Source organism: Natrinema sp. CGMCC1.2065 (assembly GCF_051225675.1).
GTDB classification, from domain to species: domain Archaea; phylum Halobacteriota; class Halobacteria; order Halobacteriales; family Natrialbaceae; genus Natrinema; species Natrinema thermotolerans.
Map to the genome: position 1 here is coordinate 34,499 of NZ_JBPJSJ010000024.1, position 18,432 is coordinate 52,930.

At 64.8% G+C, this 18,432-nt stretch carries 14 protein-coding genes; 7 read left to right on the plus strand and 7 right to left on the minus strand.

Features of this window, described 5'->3' with window-relative positions; genetic code table 11:
• Nucleotides 1–41 precede the first annotated feature (41 nt).
• Genes ACSBP4_RS17910 through ACSBP4_RS17940 form a run of 7 tightly spaced genes read left to right on the plus strand, consistent with a single transcriptional unit; the run spans nt 42 to nt 9,567 of the window.
• Nucleotides 42–4,118, plus strand: a complete 4,077-nt coding sequence (locus ACSBP4_RS17910; protein ID WP_435553024.1) for an ATPase, T2SS/T4P/T4SS family — start codon at nt 42–44, stop codon at nt 4,116–4,118.
• Complete coding sequence (locus ACSBP4_RS17915; protein WP_435553025.1) at nt 4,115–6,181, plus strand: type II secretion system F family protein; 2,067 nt, start codon at nt 4,115–4,117, stop codon at nt 6,179–6,181. Before ACSBP4_RS17910 ends, ACSBP4_RS17915 begins: the two co-directional genes overlap by 4 nt.
• Nucleotide 6,182: 1 nt before the next feature.
• Nucleotides 6,183–6,731 (plus strand): DUF7287 family protein, encoded by a 549-nt coding sequence (locus ACSBP4_RS17920; RefSeq protein ID WP_435553026.1) that lies wholly within the window; start codon nt 6,183–6,185, stop codon nt 6,729–6,731.
• 1 nt (nt 6,732) lies between these two features.
• The gene (locus ACSBP4_RS17925; protein WP_435553027.1) at nt 6,733–7,380 is read left to right on the plus strand and encodes a DUF7288 family protein; all 648 of its coding nucleotides are present in this window, start codon (nt 6,733–6,735) and stop codon (nt 7,378–7,380) included.
• Entirely contained in the window at nt 7,374–8,291 is a 918-nt protein-coding gene (locus tag ACSBP4_RS17930; protein ID WP_435553028.1) for a hypothetical protein, read from the plus strand. The genes ACSBP4_RS17925 and ACSBP4_RS17930 overlap by 7 nt, the downstream gene beginning before the upstream one ends.
• A complete protein-coding gene (locus ACSBP4_RS17935; protein ID WP_435553029.1) occupies nt 8,288–8,779 on the plus strand; it encodes a DUF7266 family protein in 492 nt (163 codons plus the stop codon). Before ACSBP4_RS17930 ends, ACSBP4_RS17935 begins: the two co-directional genes overlap by 4 nt.
• Nucleotides 8,779–9,567 (plus strand): DUF7289 family protein, encoded by a 789-nt coding sequence (locus ACSBP4_RS17940; RefSeq protein ID WP_435553030.1) that lies wholly within the window; start codon nt 8,779–8,781, stop codon nt 9,565–9,567. The genes ACSBP4_RS17935 and ACSBP4_RS17940 overlap by 1 nt, the downstream gene beginning before the upstream one ends.
• On the opposite strand, the gene ACSBP4_RS17945 is transcribed toward ACSBP4_RS17940, so the two are convergent.
• The 7 genes from ACSBP4_RS17945 to ACSBP4_RS17975 all read right to left on the minus strand — a co-directional run.
• A complete protein-coding gene (locus ACSBP4_RS17945; protein ID WP_435553031.1) occupies nt 9,561–10,772 on the minus strand; it encodes a hypothetical protein in 1,212 nt (403 codons plus the stop codon). The genes ACSBP4_RS17940 and ACSBP4_RS17945 overlap by 7 nt on opposite strands.
• Before the next feature lie 83 nt (nt 10,773–10,855).
• Nucleotides 10,856–11,746 carry a CheR family methyltransferase gene (locus tag ACSBP4_RS17950; RefSeq protein ID WP_435553032.1) on the minus strand — a complete coding sequence of 297 codons (891 nt, stop codon included), beginning with the start codon at nt 11,744–11,746 and terminating at the stop codon, nt 10,856–10,858.
• Nucleotides 11,743–12,264 (minus strand): chemotaxis protein CheD, encoded by a 522-nt coding sequence (locus ACSBP4_RS17955; RefSeq protein ID WP_049964503.1) that lies wholly within the window; start codon nt 12,262–12,264, stop codon nt 11,743–11,745. Before ACSBP4_RS17955 ends, ACSBP4_RS17950 begins: the two co-directional genes overlap by 4 nt.
• Nucleotides 12,261–13,529, minus strand: a complete 1,269-nt coding sequence (locus ACSBP4_RS17960) for a chemotaxis protein CheC (protein ID WP_435553033.1) — start codon at nt 13,527–13,529, stop codon at nt 12,261–12,263. The genes ACSBP4_RS17955 and ACSBP4_RS17960 overlap by 4 nt, the downstream gene beginning before the upstream one ends.
• Nucleotides 13,526–14,131 (minus strand): chemotaxis protein CheC, encoded by a 606-nt coding sequence (locus tag ACSBP4_RS17965; protein ID WP_006181852.1) that lies wholly within the window; start codon nt 14,129–14,131, stop codon nt 13,526–13,528. Before ACSBP4_RS17965 ends, ACSBP4_RS17960 begins: the two co-directional genes overlap by 4 nt.
• Nucleotides 14,132–14,162: 31 nt before the next feature.
• Nucleotides 14,163–17,702 (minus strand): Hpt domain-containing protein, encoded by a 3,540-nt coding sequence (locus ACSBP4_RS17970; protein ID WP_435553034.1) that lies wholly within the window; start codon nt 17,700–17,702, stop codon nt 14,163–14,165.
• Nucleotides 17,695–18,432 (minus strand): CheB methylesterase domain-containing protein (locus tag ACSBP4_RS17975; RefSeq protein ID WP_435553035.1); only part of this gene is annotated, 738 nt, incomplete at its 5' end. The genes ACSBP4_RS17970 and ACSBP4_RS17975, both read right to left, overlap by 8 nt.

The window sequence follows — 18,432 nt, forward strand, 5'->3', positions numbered from 1 at the left end:
GCGGATGAATTTTTTGAGGGGTGAGCGTTCGTGTAGGGGCAATGGCTATTGACGAGGCCGACCAATCGGACGCCGGGGACTTTTCTGAGGGGGAGGCGTCCGACCCTGCGTCGGAGGACGAGCCGTCGGAACGGGACTCGCGTGTCCGTGTCGGCGAGTACACGTGGGAAGCGTTCATGGAAGAACACGGGCACGGGGACGAAGTCGCCGACCTGTACCCGGACGAACCCGAGGGTGACGACCAGCTCGGGCTCGACACCGACGAGGACGTGAGATCGGTCGTCCCGAGCGGGGACGACTGGAACGACGTCGAGTTCGACCCCGAGGAATACCTCGGCCACCACCCCGACGACCTCGACGAGACGGTCCTGCCGACCGCGGGGGACAACGGCGAGGCGATCTGGGACGCCTACTGGGAGTACGCCAACCCCGAGACGACGCCGGTCGTCAAGGATACCTGGACGTGGGAACACTACAAGTGGGAGTACTACTACGAGGACGACGGCAGCCGGCCGCGGGATTCCGACGGTGAGATCGTCCGGCACGACCGGGAGGAGGCACTCGGTTTCGATCCCGAGACCCTCGAGAACCGGCTCGCGGCGGGCAACGACGCCGCCTTGGAACTCGACGACATCGTCGAGGAACGGACCGTCAACATCCAAGACGAGATCGACGAAGACGAGTTCTTCTCGACGGCGGCGGGCAACACGACCGTCTCGAACCGATACGACCTCGAGAAAGCGGTTCCATTCGAGAAGAAGACCCACTTCCGCGAGGTCGAGCGCTACTGGGTCAACAAACCCTACGCCTTCGTCGTCATCTTCCATTCGGAGAAGGAAAACGAGAAGAAGTACTACATGGTCGAACCCTACCAGAACGAGATCGAGACGGAACTCAAGGAGTTCCTCTCGGGCAAGCTCAGGACGGCCATCAAGTACTCCGAGGACGGGATCAAGGAGAAAGCGACCGAGGACGGCCGGCGCACGGTTATCGAGGACGAGACCCGGCGGCTGCTCAAGCGCTATGATCTCTTCGAGGCCACGTCGGACGAGACGGCAAAGAGCATCCTCGAGACGCTACAGGGGCTGCTCGACGACGAGGACGAAGCAGCGGAAAGCGAGGACGACGGGCCCTCGCAGCTACAGGGGATCGAGGTCCGACCGGAGCCGGCGATTCTGGCCGACGATCCGGACACGCTAAGCGAGTATCAGGTCGAGAAGCTACTGTACCTGCTCAAACGCGACTTCATCGGCTACGAACGGATCGACGGGATCAAACACGACATCAACGTCGAGGACATCTCCGTCGACGGCTACAACTCGCCGGTGTTCGTCTACCACTCCGAGTACGAACAGATCATCTCGAACATCTACCACGGGAAGGACGAACTCGACGATTTCGTCGTCAAACTGGCACAGCGCTCCGGGAAAGGCATCAGTAAGCGACTCCCACAGGTCGACGCGACCTTGCCCGACGGCTCGCGCGCCCAGTTGACCCTCGGCAAAGAGGTGTCCGACCACGGGACGAACTACACCATCCGCCAGTTCAAGGACGTCCCCTTCACGCCGATCGACCTCATCAACTGGAACACCTTCTCGCTCGACGAGATGGCCTTCCTCTGGCTGGCCATCGAGAACCACAAGAGCCTGATCTTCGCCGGCGGTACTGCCTCGGGGAAGACCACCTCGCTGAACGCCGTCTCGCTGTTTATCCCCAGCAGCGCCAAGATCGTCTCCATCGAGGACACCCGCGAGGTCGAACTGCCACAGCGCAACTGGATCGCCAGCGTGACCCGCCCCTCGTTCGCCGACGACGAGCAGGGCGACGTCGACGAGTTCGACCTGCTGGAGGCCGCGCTCCGACAGCGCCCCGACTACATCGTCATGGGTGAGATCCGCGGTGAGGAGGGTCGAACGCTGTTCCAGGTCATGTCGACCGGTCACACCACGTACACGACCTTCCACGCCGACTCCGTCGACGAAGTCCTCAAGCGGTTCACGACGGACCCGATCAACGTCTCGAAGACGATGTTCACCGCCCTGGACCTGGTCTCGATCCAGACACAGACCCGAGTACAGGGCCGGAAGGTCCGCCGGAACAAGTCCCTGACCGAAATCAACCACTACGAGGCCGAACACGACGAGATCAACGTTCAGGACGTCTACCAGTGGCAAGCCGAAACCGACGAGTTCCTCAAAATGGGGGACTCGAACACCTTAGAGGAGATCCAGTTCGACCGCGGGTGGAGTACTGAAAAGCTCGAGGAGGAACTGTTCAAACGTGAGATCATCCTCGCCTATCTCATCAAAAACGGACTGAACACGTACGCACAGGTCGCCGCGACCGTCCAGGCCTTCATCAACGATCCCGACACTATCCTCACGCTCATCGCGAACGGGCAACTCGAGGACAGTCTCGAGGACCTCCGCGAGATGGAGAGCGTCCTGATCGACGTCGACCCGGAGAAAGAGGAACTGGTCCCCCGGCCGGAGGCGACCGACGAGACGTACAACCTCTCGATGGACATCCTCGAACGGGCCGAAGAGTCGGTGTTCGAGGAGTACCGTGGCGAAGTGCCGAGTGGGCTCGCGAGCGCGCTCGGCGACGTCGAGGAGGAAAGCACGATCGAGGTCGACCGAGCCGACAGCGAGGAGTTCGAGTTCGCAGGCGACGTCGACGAAGGCGTCGATGACTCGGAGTGGGAACTCGGTGACAGCGACACGGAATTCGCCGTCGAGGGTAACGACGGGACCGCCGACGAGCCGGCGTGGCTCAGCGAAGACACCGGCTTTGCGATCGGGGGCGACGACGGCGGAACCGCGACCGGCGGCGACAGTGTCGAGGCCGACGCGGCCGGAGCCGCTGCGGATCCGGCTTCCGATACCGGTGAAGCCGCCGAACCCGGGCCGAGTACGGACGAGTTGGAGACGGCCAATGACAGTACCCCCTCGAGCGGGAACTCGTCGGTCGCTGCCGGGGCCGACACCGAGGCGTCGACCGCGGACACCGGACCGGATCGCTCCCGAACCGCGAGCCAGTCTGCCGATGCCGACAGCGCGATAGCGGGGGGAGAAGCCGACGACTCGACGGTGATGCCCACCGAAGACGCTGGAGACGGCGATCTGGGCGGTCTATTCGACGACATGGGTGAGACGATCGACGAACTCGGAGAGCCGACCGGCTCCGGCCGACCGGCCGTCGAGGACGGGACCCCCGCGGGCCGACCCGACACCTCCGGCTTCGATTCGATGTTCCCCGAGGACGATCTCGACTCGATCTTCGATCCGGAATCGGACGACGGTGAACGCCGTGAGGGCAACGCACAGATCGACGATCTCTCGGACGTCCCCGAAAGCGACACCGCGTCCGCCGCATCGACACCCCCCTCGAGCGACGCGGGCCCAGACGGGACGGCCGACCGTTCGCCGGCCGATCCAACGGCCACGGAGTCGACGGACGACGGTCGCGAACCGGCCGCGGAAGGGACGACCTCGAACGAGACGCCCACACAGTCAGGCGGGGCCGAAGCCGACGGGGCGTCACCGTCGGAGCCGGAGCCGCCGACGATCGACCTCAGCGAGCCCTCGTCGGATGACGAGGGGGAGAGCGACGGGACGTCAGCGACCGATGCCGTCGATGCGGGGAGCGACGACGAGCCTGCGACTACGGACGACGAGTCCGCGGACGCAACGGCGGTCGAACCGCCGACGATCGAGATCGACGAAAGCGGTTCTGACCCGCCGGACGGGACCGATACCGACGACGGAGACCAAACCGCTTCCGGCTCGACTGCCACGGATGTGGACGACGGGCCCAACACTGGCTCCGGCGTCGACGAAGCACTCGAGTCGCCGGACGAGACGGCGTCGTCAACGGACGGATCGACGCCGACCGACCGGTCTGCCGGGGGTGACGACTCCGCGACGGACGAGGACTCGATCTTCGGCGGTGGGTCGGATTCGATCTTCAGCGACGAGGCCGACGACGACGATAGCGACGGCTCGCTCTTCGACGGCGGGGGCGACGACTCGATCTTCAGGGATGAAGAAGACGAATCGGGCAACGACGATACCGGCATCTTCGACGCCGACGACGCGAACGAGGACGGTGACACATGAGCCTCCAACGGGACGACAGTGGCGGGACGGGGATGTCGGCGGGTTCCGACGCCCTCGGTGATCGGTTCTATCCGCTCTACGACTGGCTGTTCGGCGAGGAAAGCGAGTTCGTCGCGGACATCGAGACGAAACTCGCACAGGCCCGGATGACCGACACGGTCGAACTCTACCTCTCCCGGGCGCTCGGTATCGGATTCATCAGTGGGCTGAGCCTCTGGCTGATCGGCCTGATGATCGGCTACGGCCTGGTCGCGCTCGGATTCATCGCGAACGAACCGCTGATCGGGATCCCTGTCGGGACCGGCCTCCTGCTCGACATCATCAACCTCCTCCGAATTCCCGCCGTCATCTTTTTCGCCGGTCTCCTTTTCGGCTCGATCGGCTTCGCGTTCGGGTTCGGCTCGATGGTCGCGATCCCCTACTCGCGGGCCTCGAGCCGGAAACGCGAGATCAACATGCTGTTGACCGACTCGATTTCCTTTATGTACGCCCTCTCGGTCGGCGGCCTGAACCAGCTCGAGATCATCGAGGCGATGGCCGAGGCCGACGACACCTACGGCGAGGTCGCCCGTGAGTTCCAGAGCATCGTCAAGGAGACCGAGTACTTCGATATCGACTACCGGACGGCGATCCGCAAGCAAGCACTCGAGACGCCGAGCGACGACCTCTCGCAGTTTTTGACCGACATGCTCTCGATCGTCAACAGCGGCGGTGACATGGAGAGCTTCCTCGAGGACAAGAAGGAAAAGCACATGCGGACCGCAAAGCAGGAACAGGAGCTGACCCTCGAGACACTCGAGCTGTTCGGGGAGATGTACATGACGCTGTCGCTGTTCCCGCTGCTGCTGATCATCATCATGGTGATCATGCAGATGATCCCGAACGCCGATGTCTCAGATCAGATGCTGTATATGGTCGTCTACGGCCTCATTCCGATGATCGGTGTCGGGTTCATGGTGCTGGTTTCGACGGTCAAACACGACGAACCCGGTGACGGCTATCTCACGATGGGCAACACCGACCAGCGGACCGAAACGGGACAGGAGGGCGGCCTGCTGAGTCTCGGCCTCGTCGAGCAGTTCACCGGTCGCCACAGCGTCTTCGACCGGATCAAGAACCGCGAGGGGACCCACGAGACGATCGAAGTCCTGCGTCAACCCCACATCTTCTTCCGGGACCATCCGCTGGTCACTCTCGTACTGACCCTCCCGCTTGCGCTCGTCATCGTCGTCACGGCGCTTGTAAACGGATCGGCCCCGACCTCGTGGGACGAGATGCTCGAGGCCCCGATCTGGGGGACGTTCATCTATCTCTACGTACCGCTGTATATCACGGCGCTGCCGCTCTCGATTTTCCGGGAGTGGAACGTCCGGCACCGAAACGCCGTCGTCAACAAACTCTCGGAGGACCTTCGAAAGCTCTCGAGTTCCAACGACACGGGGCTGACGCTGCTGGAATCGCTCAAGGCCGTCTCGGACACCACGAGCGGCAAGCTGGCCCGCGAGTTCGAGATGATGCACACGAAGGTCAACTACGGGATGAGCCTGACGGAGGCGCTCATCGAGTTCAACAACAAGTACCACATTCCGCGGCTGGCCCGGACGACGCGGCTGATCACCGAAGCCCAGGAGGCGTCGAACCAGATTTCGGACGTCCTTCGGACGGCCGCCACCGCCAGTGAGAACCACGACGACATCGAACGCGAGCGCAAGTCCCGCACCCGCATGCAGATCGTGATCATCATCATGACGTTCATGACGGTGCTTGCGGTGATCGCGATCCTCAAGACCCAGTTCATCGATACGATGGCTGGGCTCGAGACCGGCGGAAGCGGTGGCGGTGGCGGTGGCGGTGGTGGTGGTGGCGCGATGCAGGGCGCGAACCTGAGCGAGAACATCGACGTCAACATGCTGTCGGTGTTGTTCTTCCACGCGGTGACCCTGCAGGCGATCATCTCCGGCTTTATCTGTGGCTACATCCGGGATGCGGACCTACTGAGCGGCCTGAAGTACGCGGTCGGATTGTCCGCAGTCGCACTCATCGGCTGGACGCTGGTGGCCTAACATGACCGGGAACGGAACGCACGATCGATGCCGGGATCGAACGGACGGACGAGAGCTGCTGGCCACCTCGAGTCGGGCAGCGGTCGAGCGCGAACGGGGCCAGACGACGCAGGACTTCGCCGTCGGGATCGGGATCTTCCTGCTGGCGATCGCGTTCGTCTTTATGTTTCTGCCGTCAGTCGTGACCCCCTTTGACTCGTCGGTCGGCGGTGCAGAGACGGCACAGGCCGATCGGATCGCAGACCGGATCGTCAACGATACGGCGACGGGGACGGGTAACGAGATCAACTTCGAGGATAGCGACTACGACGATACCGAAAACCTGACCGAGCAAGTGGGTCTCCGAGCGAGCAGCGACGAAGACCTCGTCTACGATCGGGTTAACGTAACTATCGAACGTCTCAACGGCAGTTCGGATATCGACACCGGTCTGACGGCGGGGGACGACTACACCGGACAGCCGGCGGCGAGTTCTGCACGGATCGTCACGCTCGCGAACTATCCCGACGAGTGTCGGCCGGCATGTCGACTCGTCGTGAGGGTGTGGTAACATGAGTGGGATCAAACGGACCGGGGGCGGTGACCGCGGACAGGCCTACACGCTCGAGGGATTCATCGGTTCGATGGTCGTGTTGATGGCAGTGCTGTTCGCGCTGCAGTCGATCGTGATCACGCCGACGACCGGCGGCGCGGCCGATCGGACGGTCCAATCGCAAGTGCAACAGGAGACGATGGACGCGCTGTCGATCGCCGCCCAGGGACAGGGACAGGGCGAGAACGGGACGCTCTCGTATATGATTCGGTACTGGAACGACTCCGAAGAGCGCTTCCACGGAGCGAACGCGACGGATTCGGGCGATACCTACGGTGCGCAGTCGTTCAACCGCGAGGCGTTCGTCCTCGGACAGATCCTGTCTGACCGGTACACGGAGACCGGTTCGTACTACAACGTCGAACTCGTCTATCAGAACGGCAGCACGACGACGGACAACGTTACGATGGTCAACCAGGGATCGCCGCCGGAAAGCGCGATCACGGCGAGCCGGACCGTCACGCTGTACGACGATGACGAGCTGACGGCACCAGGTAGTAGAGACAAGGGGATCAACGAAGCTGATAACTATCCGATCCCATCCGCCAAAAACGGAGATGACAATCCGATCTACAACGTCGTCGAGGTACGGGTGATCGTATGGTAAGTCGTCGTCTGCAATCAAACGGTGATGTTCGGGATGATCACGGGCGCGACCGAGCCCAGTTGATCCTGATCGGTGCGATCACGCTCGCGTTCATCATCCTCGGACTCGTCGTCGTCGTCAACAGCGTGTTGCTCACCGAGACGCTCTCGTCGGGCGACTCCGGCCGGAGCGGAAGCGACGCTGCCACGGTCGAACACGACATCGAGCAAGGAATCGCGGGAATCGCTCACCGTGGGAACCTCAGGTGGGGGAACGACACAGACAGTGGTTACAACAAGACGATTAGCAACGTCGTGGAAGACGACGGCTTCCGGGGCCGATACCAGAACGTGACCGGCAACAGTCGACCAGTGGTCGTCAACGTCTCGGTCGATGGTGTCCCCGAGGATCACCAAGCCCGAGCCAGAACCGACGAATCCGTCACCGGACTATCGACGCCAAAGATCGACCGTCAGGTCGGCCACCTGTCGTTCGACCTCCGCTCGGACGGGGACAACGGGACTGTCACAGTCACCCAAAACGGAACTGAGACGTTCAAAATTACCGAAGTAGCGCTCGCTGGCGGCGGATCAGGATTTGAACTTACCGACGAAAACGGCGACGACTGTCTCGTTGGGGCCGACCACGCTGAAATCAATCTCGTCACCGGGGCGGTCAACGCGACGGTCGACCGCCAGTGTGATCGAACGTTCGTCGATCCGTCCAAGCCGACGGAACTCTCTATCGAGGGAGATTCCGATACCTCAGGGACGTACAATCTCGTCGTCAAAGAAGAGTCGAAAATTTTCAGCATCTATCCTACTGATCCCCACGCGGCCGCCTGGGCCGTCGACGTCACCGTCACCTACGACTCGAGCGACGTCTCCTACGAGCGACCGTATCGCGTCTTCCTGTACGGTGATCGATCATGAACCGCGGCTTCGAGGACGACGATCGGGGCGTCTCGATCGCACTGACACACGTCCTGACGATCGCGATTACGACCGTCCTCGTCGCCATGTTGATCACGAGTGCAAGCACCATGCTCGAGACCGAAACCGATCGCAGCGCCGATATTGGCCTCGAGACGATCGGTGAGCGCCTCGCCAACGAGATCGGCAACGTCGATCGGATCGCGACCGGAGACGACGGGCGGGCCGAGCGGGTAGCCGTCACGGCCAGTCACCCGCGGACGGTCGCGAACTCCAGATACACCGTCGAACTACGGCGTAACTGTACTGCACCGTTGCTCGACGGGCAGACCGATTGCCTGCGACTGACGGCGGCGAGTGCCGATACGGTCGCCTACGTGCCGGTTGAGACGACCGCCGACATCGAGAACAGTTCGGCCAGCGGCGGTGATATCGAGCTGCAGTACGACGGGTCGTCGAACAACATTTCGATTACGGGGGGTCGCTGATGCGGGGTCGTTGCGGTCGATCCGGTGGCGGCTCCGCGAGCGACGACCGCGCGGTTTCGGACGTCCTCGCGTTTATCCTCGTTTTTGCGATCATCCTCGGCTCCGTCGCACTGCTGTCGACGATCGGATTTCAGACGATGACCGACTATCAGGAGGGTGAACAGGTCCGGACCGCGGACCGGGCGATGGCGGCGCTGGCGGACAACTTCAACGACGTCCTCCGGTACGACGGGGTAACGGGACGAGAGGGGGAACTGTCGCTTCGAGGGGGGACCGTTCGAACGGGAACGGACGGAACGAGAGTGAACGTCTCGATCGACGGGACATATATTGGCAACGGATTGAACACTAACGACGGCGGCGAGTTCGACCTCGGCCGGTTCGAGTACGGTCTGGATGAGGACACGGTCGCCTACGAGGGCGGTGGTGTCGTCCGAGCTGACGACGGCGGGAGCGTCTTCCGCGAGCGGCCGCGACTGCGATGTGATACCGATCACGATCGGGCAGTCGTCTCGCTCGTCGCGATTCAAAACCCCGACGACCGTTCGGTGCAGGCCGACGGACGCGTCGGCTTCGAACTGACGAGCGTCAACCGCGAGACGGTCGTCCGAGAAGATGTTAACAAGGTTTCAATCAACGTAACCGAAACGGAGTACGAGACCGCATGGAACGGAACCTTCGACCGAGGTGACTGGGAACTAAGCGATGACATCGGGGGGACCTGTAACCCGCCCGGGAACGATCTGACCGTCGTCGTTACCGTCCTCGAGGGCCGGATCGACTACTGAGCTTCTCGGTCCCAGTCGCCGGTGAGCATCGCCCGCAACCCCGCGCGGTCGGCCAGTGATTTCACGCGGGTGGCCCGCTCGGAGACGCTGCCGGCGGTCTCGAGTACGAGACCGTTCGAGAGTCGTTTCGGTGCCGCCATCGGTGAGCCGTCGGCCCCGACGGGGTCGTCGTTGAGGACCGTGCGGTCGCTCCCGTCGGGACGCCACGGCGGATCGACCCCGGCGAGGCCGCGATCGAGGAGGTAGTCGGCGGCCTCGACCAACGCGCCGTCCGACGTCGAGTGGCCGATCGCGCCGATCGACCCGCGCTCGTTGAAAAACCGGACGACGTACTCGCCGTCCCCACGACCCTCGTCGCCCGGTTTGCCGGAACGGCCGTCAGTTGCGGTGTCGGCCTCCTCGCCCGGAGAGTCGTCTCCCGACTCGTCGCGTTCGCTCCCGGTCGGATCGTCGGCTTCGAGCGGGGCGTCGCCGGCCGCCGTCGGTGATTCGGCCGTCCCCTCGCGAGTCGGACCGTCGTCGGTGATCGCGGATTCGCTGAATCGGACCGAGACGGCCGGACCGTCGCCCGAAGCCGGCTGCTGCTCGGCGAACGCGACGACGAGCTGGTCGAGAAAGCGCTCGGCCGCGGCCTCGAACTCGGGCGCGTAGGCCTCGCCCTGTGTCGTCACCGCCGTGAGCCGGTCGACGATCGAGGCGACGAGGACGGGCCGCTCGACGGCGAACTGTCTGGCGACCAACTCCCGCGAGTGGCGCTCGAGACGGCTCCCGAGCGTCGATCGCGTGTAGTTGGCCAGTACCGACTCCGCGTCGGGGAGGTCGGCGAGCCGGACGGTACGGTAGTCGATATCGGACGTTCCCGCCAGCAGGAGGAAGTCGCGACCGTTCGTGTAAATCGCCCGGTCGACGCCGGTCCAGGCCATCGCCCGTCTGAGTGCGTTCGCCCGACTGCCGTCCAGCGAGTCGGTCGCGGGTTCGACGGCGACGAACAGCGCCGGCACCGAGTCGACGGTCGGGACGTACTCGAGGTGAACGTCGTCGACGTCCCGATCGGCACGACACGAGTCGGCCCGGACGTCCCAGCCGAGCGTCTCGAGGAGGGGCTCGACGAGCCACCTGCGGGTGTCCCGCAGGGTGGTCGGCGGCGAGGCGTCGACCAGTGCCTCGGCGCGAGCGGTGTAGGAGCGAATGTCGAGGGGTGGCATTCGTCGGGAGTAGTCGGTCGACCGCCATGTAACGTCCGGTCGACTGCAGGCGGGAGAACGGTTCGGTGTCGGGTTCGAGCGGACTAGTGGTCCGTCGCGGTCGGCTCCTCTCGCTGGTAGATCCGGAGGCGGGCCTCGCGGACGGCGAAGGCCGACTGGAGGTTCGGCGGGATGGTTTCGGCCTTTCCGATGACGAGATAGCCCGACGACCGGAGCGAGCGGCCGATGGTCTCGAGCATGGAGCGCTTGTACGCGTTGTCGATGTAGATGAACAGGTTCCGGCAGACGACGAGGTCGAATCCGGATTTGGGCTCGTCGTTGATCAGGTCGTGGCGCTGAAAGCGGACGTTCGTCCGAACGTCGTCGGCGATCCGGTAGTTGCGGCCGTCGACATCGACGTACCGTCGGTAGTCGTCGAGAAAAGAGAGTTGCTCGTCCAGGTCGATCGTCCGCGATTCCTCGTAGACGCCCTCGCGGGCCGTCTCGAGTGCCGGCTGCGAGATGTCGGTCCCGAGGACGTAGACCGACGACTCGTCGATTTCGGGGTCGTCGTGAGCGAGCATGGCCAACGAGTAGGGTTCGCGCCCGTCAGCACAGGCGGCGCTCCAGACCCGGACGGGCCCGTTTCCGGAGAGTCGCCGGAGGACGGTCCGGATCCCCTCCCAGACGTCCGGGTTCCGAAAGAATCCCGTGACGTTGATGCTCAACGCCTCGAGCAGCGCCTCCTGTTCGGCCGGCTCCTGCCGGAGCAACTCGAAGTACGACTCGTAGGTGTCACACTGGGTGCGTCGCATCCGGGAGGAGACGCGGCGATCGAGGTAGCTATCGTTGTAGTGGCTGGTCGCGAAGGAGAGTTCTTCCTCGACGAAGGCCAGCAGTTCCGTGAACGTCTCCTCGTCGTCGTCGCCGGCGGTGTCGTCGAGCGGGAGATCCAGGTCTTCGGGATCGATCTCGCCGGCACCGTCGCCGATCACAGTTCCGTCACTCCGTTTTCGTCGTCGCCGTCGGAAGTCTTGACCACGAGGCTCCCCGTCCCGGGGGTAAATTCGACGGTGCGACCGTGTTCGCCGCCGACGTCTTCGGCCTCGAGGGGAACGCCGAGCTTCTCGAGTTCCTCTTTCGCGGCGGCGATGTTTCGCTGGCCGACGCCATCGCCGAAGCTCTCGAACTCGAACATGTCGCTGCCGCCGGCGATCTTGGCCTCGACGGCGGTGTAGTTGGCCCCCTGTTCGACCATTCGGCGCAGTAGCGCCCGGATGGCCGTGTCGGCGTACTTACCCGGTTTGCGGTCGCTGTTGTCGGCTGCGTCGCCGTCGGGCAACATGACGTGTGCCAAGCCGCCGATCGCCGATTGCGGGTCGTACAGGGCGATCGCCAGACACGAGCCCAGCCCGTAGGACTTGAGCGTGTCGTCGCCGTCGCTGACGACGAGTTCGGAGATGCCGACCTGGACCGGCGTCGGTGCGCCCGGTTCGGTGCCGTAGGTCTTCATGTGGTATCGACTTCCTGGAACTCGGCCGTCGTCTTGGCGTCTTCGATCCGATCGACGTCCAAGTTGTTCAGCGCCCGCTCGAGGTCCGATTCGTCCGGGATTGCGTACACTTCACAGTCGAACTCGCGGCCGTCGGCCACGACGACCGTGTCGAAGACGAACGCGAAGTCCTGGTTCTCGCCGAGCTGGATGATGACGGGGTCGACGGCCGCGGCACCCATGTCGTGGATGAACTCGGGGGTCGAGTGGTCGATCGTCGTGTCCAGGACGTTCGCCCAGCCGTCGAGGAAGCCACTGGCCATGATGTTGCCCAGTTCCTTGATCGCGCTGGTCCCCATCTCGCCGAAGCCGTCCTCGTCGACCTCCATCGGGACCATCGCGTCGACGATCTCGTGGGCCGACTCCTCGTCGAACAGGAAGAGCAGATAGCCGCTTGGCATCCCGTCGAACTCGAAGGCGACGCCGACGAGTTTCTCCTCGGCGACCTGCTCCGGAATGGCCTCGAGCGAGACGAAGTTGAGCCGCCGGATCTCGACGCTGGTGTCGATGCCGGTCAGCGTGGTAGCGGTCTCGGCGACTTCCTCCGCGCCGCGTTCGGCCATCCGGTCGAACCCGTCTAGCTTGTCGTACTCGATGCCCTCGCTGGTGCGGAGCCGTTCGAGGAGCTTCGACATCGACTCCCGTTTCGGGAACAGGTAGTGGTTGAACCCGACCTCGGTGCCGACGGTCTCGATCCGGCTCTGGAAGAGCAGGGCGAGGTCGTCGTCGCCCGGCGCTTCGTCGATGTCGCCGAAGAACGGCTCCGCGGAGACCCCCTCGACGAACTCGGGCGTCGAGACGTCGATGACGGCCTCGAGGACGTCGGCCCAGCCGTCGATGAACCCGCTGTTTATGATGTGACCGACCTCCGTCGCGGCGCTTTCGGTCATCTCGTCGAACTCGTCGGGTTCGCCCGCGTCGCCCTCGATCTCCGCGTCGGGGCCGGCCTCGGCCAGCAGCGTCTCGACGACTCGGAACGCGCTCTCGCGCTCGAAGACGACGACCGAGTAGCCCTCGATCGCGCCGGTGAGTTTGACGCGGACGCCGACCTTCTCGGTCGAGTCCTCGAAGTCGCGCCGGATCTCCTGGCCGCGCATGAAGTTGAGTTTCGTGACGCCGACCTGCGTCTCGACGCCCATCATGTAGGTCAGTCGGCCGGCCGCGATCCCGGCACCCTCTCGAGCCATCCGGTAGAACGTGCCGAGTGCGTTGACGTCGAGTTTCATGCGGGTTGGACTTCGATGCCGTTGACCATTTCCACGAACTCTTCCAGATCCGGGAACGCGTAGATCTCCGCCTCGATCTGGTAGCTGGGGACCGACAGATCGGAGTCGAAGAACAGCGCGAGGTCGTCACCGCCGAGACTCGCAGTCCGGGTGACGATCTCGCCCGTCGGGGCGTAGACCAGCTGTGGCGCGGCGATATCGATCGCGCGGCCCAGCACGTCAGCCCAGCCGTCGATGAAGCCACTGGCCATCATGTTGCCCATCTCTTCGACGGCACTACGGGCCATCTTGCCCGAAACATCTCCCATGTCGTCGACGACGTCACGCAGCATGATCGCCGTGATCTTCTTGGCGCTGGCCTCGGGGAAGAGGATGAGGATGTGACCGTGTGGGGGATCGAGCAGTCGGACCCGGACGCCGACGCGCTTCCCGGCGTCGAGCTGTGACTCGATGTCGTCGACGTCGATGAAGTTGGTCTTGGTCACCTCCATCTGGGCGTCCTCGCCGGTCAGTTTGCTCATGTTGTCGGCGACGCCGTTCGTCCCGACTTTCGCCATCTCGTTTATGAAACTCAGCTTTCGAATGTCGACCATCATCGTCATGGATTCCTCCGTAGGGTTGGGTGTTGTTCGTTCATAGTGTCGTCACGTCCAGAATGTTGACTACCTCCCCCCGTCCCCGAACCGTCGCGCCGCTGATCCCAGGAACGCCGCTCATGAAGCCTTCGAAGGGCTTGACGACGACTTCCTGTTGGCCGCTGACCCGATCGCAGTGCAGGGCGACCTCGCGGACGTCGTCGCGGATGCGGACGACCATGCCGTTCCCGTTCGCGCCGGCTGCCGGCGTTTCGAGGATGTCGGCCAACGAGACGACGGGGTAGTCGCCGTCCTCGCCGGGCAGGATCGACTCGCCGTCCGTTGTTTCGATCGCCGTGGCGGGCTCGATGTCCCGGACCGCCTTGGTCGGGACGCCGAACTCCTCGCCACCGCTTTCGACGAAGAGGATCTCGTCGATCGCAACCGTCACCGGCAGTTCCATCGTCACCGTCGTTCCCTCGCCGGCCTCGCTGTCGATCGAAACCATCCCCTCGAGATCCTCGACGGTCCGCTTGACGACGTCCATCCCGACGCCACGGCCGCTGACGTCGGTCACCTCATCGGCCGTCGAGAGGCCGGGATGGAAGATGAGATCGTAGGCGTCCTCGTCGGGAAGTTCGGCGGCCACTTCGGGCTCGAGGACGCCCGCCTCGACTGCTTCGTCGCGGAGCCGATTGGGGTCGAGCCCGCTGCCGTCGTCCTCGACGGTGATCGTCACGCGATCGCTCTCGCGGTCGGCGTGGACTTCGACGCTGCCCTCGGTGGGTTTGTCGGCGGCCTCGCGCTCGGCGGGCGGTTCGACCCCGTGGTCGACGGCGTTGCGAACCAGGTGGATCAGCGGATCGCCGATGCGATCGAGGATACTCCGGTCGAGTTCGACGTCCTCACCGGTCATCTCGAAGGCGACCTCCTTGTCCTGCTCGCGGGCGATGTCGCGGACGACCCGCGGCAGGCGGTTCGTGACCGTCCGCAGCGGGACCAGTCGGATGTCCATCACCGTCTCCTGCAGGTCGGTCGTCAGGTCCGACAGCGCGTCGAGTTCCGTCTCGAGGGCGTCGTTGTCGTCGTCGGCCTCGGCCGCGTGCCGGAGGCGAACGCGACTGGTCACCAGTCCCTCGACGAGATTGAGCAGGGAGTCGACCTGTTCGACGTCGACCCGGACCGACTGGATCTCGTCGGCCTCGTCGTCGGCGTCCTGCTCGACGTCCGTGTCGGGTATCTCGATGTCCGGAATCTCGAACTCGGGTTCCTCGACGGTCCGGACGACATCGTCGCCCTCGTCGTCGTCGGCATCGTCTCCGAACGACGATTCGGATCCGGATTCCGACTCGTCGGTCGACGATCCGAAGTCGGTATCGACGTCGAACGCGTCGGTGTCGTCGAACGCGTCGTCGTCGAGTCCGTCGTCGATGTCGTCATCGAAGCCGCCGAACCCGTCGTCCCCGTCCTCGAGGTCGACGGAGTCGGCCGATACCTCGAACTCGTCGTCGGCACTAAACGAGTCGGCAGCGTCGTCGATCGGCTCATCGCCGAACGGATCCTCGTCGGCCGTCTCGAGGCCGTCGTCGAATCCCGCCGATGGTTCGAAGCCGTCGTCGGTACCGAACGAGTCGTCGGCCGCGCCGGCTTCGATATCGGCGTCGGCAACACTGCTGTCGGCGGCAGGGGTCTCGGCACCGTCGTCGGCCTCGACGTCGTCGACGGTATCGGCCCCAGCGGTGGCGGTATCGGCCTCCTCGAGGTCGGTCCCGTCATCGGTTTCCGTCTCGAGATCTGTCGGGGCTCCGTCGTCGGCGTCGACGGCGACACGCTCGTCGGTGGCGTCATCGATCGCGGGCTCGGTATCGGCGTCCGAGACGCCCGCCTCGTCGGCAGGCGCGTCGTCGACTACGATCGGGTCGTCGGCGGGACGGCCCGTTTCCGCCGCCCCGGGTTCGGTATCGTCGGCGTCGTCAGCGGCGGGCGCTGCCGTGCCATCGGGTTCCGTCGACTCCTCGAGTGCCGTCTCGGCTTCAGTATCGGTGGACTCGGCGGTGGCCTCGTCCGACGCCGGCGAGCCCGCAGTATCGGGCGTCGCTTCGGGTTCGTCGGCCGGCTCCGGCGTCGTGTCCGCCTCGATCCCGTCGGCCGGTTCGGTTTCGGGAGCGTCGGTCGCCGGCTCGTCGCCTTCGGCCCCGCTCTCGCGGTCGTCGGAAGCGGGGGCAGCGACCACGTCGGTATCGGCCGTCTCCTCGGCGTCCGCGGAACCATCGACCTCCGACTCGCCGGCCGCCAGTTCATCGGCCGCCGGGTCCGTCTCCGCGTCGACGAGCATGTCGTCGACGGCGCTCTCGGTCGGCTCTTCGCCCTCGAGGAACGCGTCGTCGTCGGCCTCCTCGCCGAGGAGTTCGTCCATGTCGACTTCTTCGTCCTCGTCGAACTCGTCGAACTCGAGTTCCTCGAGTTCGTCCTGCAGTTCGTCGAAACCGACCATCTCGACTTCGTCTTTGAGTTCGTCGAAGACCGCGCTGGCGTCGTCGACCTCGTCGTCGCCGTCGTCGGCCGCCGACCCACCGGCCGCAGTGTCGGCATCGGCGCCGCCGGACGCCGCGTCCGTCTCGCGGTGTTCGGCCGGCGGTTGGCCCGGTTCGGCCTCGAGTTCCTCGACATCCTCCTCGTCGAGCAGGTCGTCGAAGGACCCGGCCTCGCCCATGTCCTCGAAGGCGTCGAGTTCCTCGTCCTCGACGTCCTCGACCATCTCGTCTAGGTTGTCGAACTCGTCGAACTCGTCGAGCAACTCGTCGACCTCGAGGTCCTGTGCGTCGGCGGAGGAGATGTCTTCGGCCGCGACGTCGCCGGGATCGTCCGCCGGCGCGGCCTCGAACCGGTCGTCGACGTCGACGATCTCGAACTCGTCGACCTCCTCGACGGGCTCGAGGCCGGAGGCGATCGCGGCCTCGCCGACCGCGGTCGCGAAGACGGCGTCGAAGCCGCGGTCGTACTCGTCGGCCTCGATTCGATCCCGAGACGGGGCGGTTCCCATCAGCTCGAAGGCGTCGATCAGCGCGTCGACGACCAGTTTGCCGTTGTTGACGCCCTCGCGTTCGGCGATGTCGAGACGGGCGAGGTAGACGTCCCGGTCGTCGTCGGTTGGGGGTGCGAACCGCGAACAGATCTCGTCGATCTCCTCGGGCGTCGGCGACGCGAGCCCGGGCCGGGCTGTATCTCGCTCGAGGTACTCCCGAACCGCGTCGATCGTCGCCGACGGATCGGTGTCGATCTCGCCGTCGGCGGCGACTTCGTCGATCATCGTCTCGAGTTCGTCGACCGCGTCGAAGACGACGTCCATCAACTCCGGCGTCACCTCGATGTCGCCCCCGCGGACGGCGTCGAGCAGGTCCTCGATCGCGTGTGCGAGATCGCTGGCCGACTCCAGCCCCATCGCCCCGCAGTTGCCCTTGAGCGTGTGCGCGATCCGGAAGATCTGCTCCATCGCCTCCTCGTCGTCCGGATCCCGCTCGAGGGTCAACAGGGCGTTGTTCAGCTCCGTGATTCGTTCTTCGCTCTCCTGCACGAAGTCCGTCAGATAATCACTCATCGTTCTCACCGTCCGTCGTGAACGCGTCGACGATCGCGTCGGCGATGCCGTCGGCGGGCGCGACCGTGTCCACGCAGCCAGTTTCGATTGCCTGACAGGGGATGCCAAAGACCGGGCTCGTCGCCTCGTCCTGTGCGATCGTGTGGCCGCCGGCGGCGTCGATCGCCTCGATGCCGGCCGCGCCGTCGCGGCCCATCCCGGTCATGACGACGCCACAGAGCGGGTCGGTGACCCGGGCGGCGACGCTTTCCATCGTCACGTCGATCGACGGCCGAACGCCGTGGACCCGTTCGCCGTCGTCGAGTCGCAGGCGGAGCCGTTCGCCGACGTTGCTCGCTACCTCGAGGTGGACACCGCCCGGGGCGACGGCCGCTTCGCCGGGCGCCAGTCGATCGCGGTCCGCGGCCTCGGCGACGTCGTACTCGCTGCGTGCGTCGAGGCGTTCGGCGAACCGATCGGTAAACCCCGGCGGCATGTGCTGGACCACCAGGACCTTCGCCTCGAGGGCGGCCGGGAGCCGCTCGAACAGCCGTTCGATGAGCTTCGGGCCGCCGGTCGACGCGCCGATGACGACCGTCGGGGCGGTCTCGGTTTCGCCGTCGACGCTCACGGGCGTCGCGCCCTCCTCGAGTCCGGGTCCGGAACCGACGCCGGGCGTGGCGGGGGCGGACGTCGAGCGATCGGGCACCTGCGTCTCCGTACTCCCGCCGGCGACGGCGTTGCCGGTCGC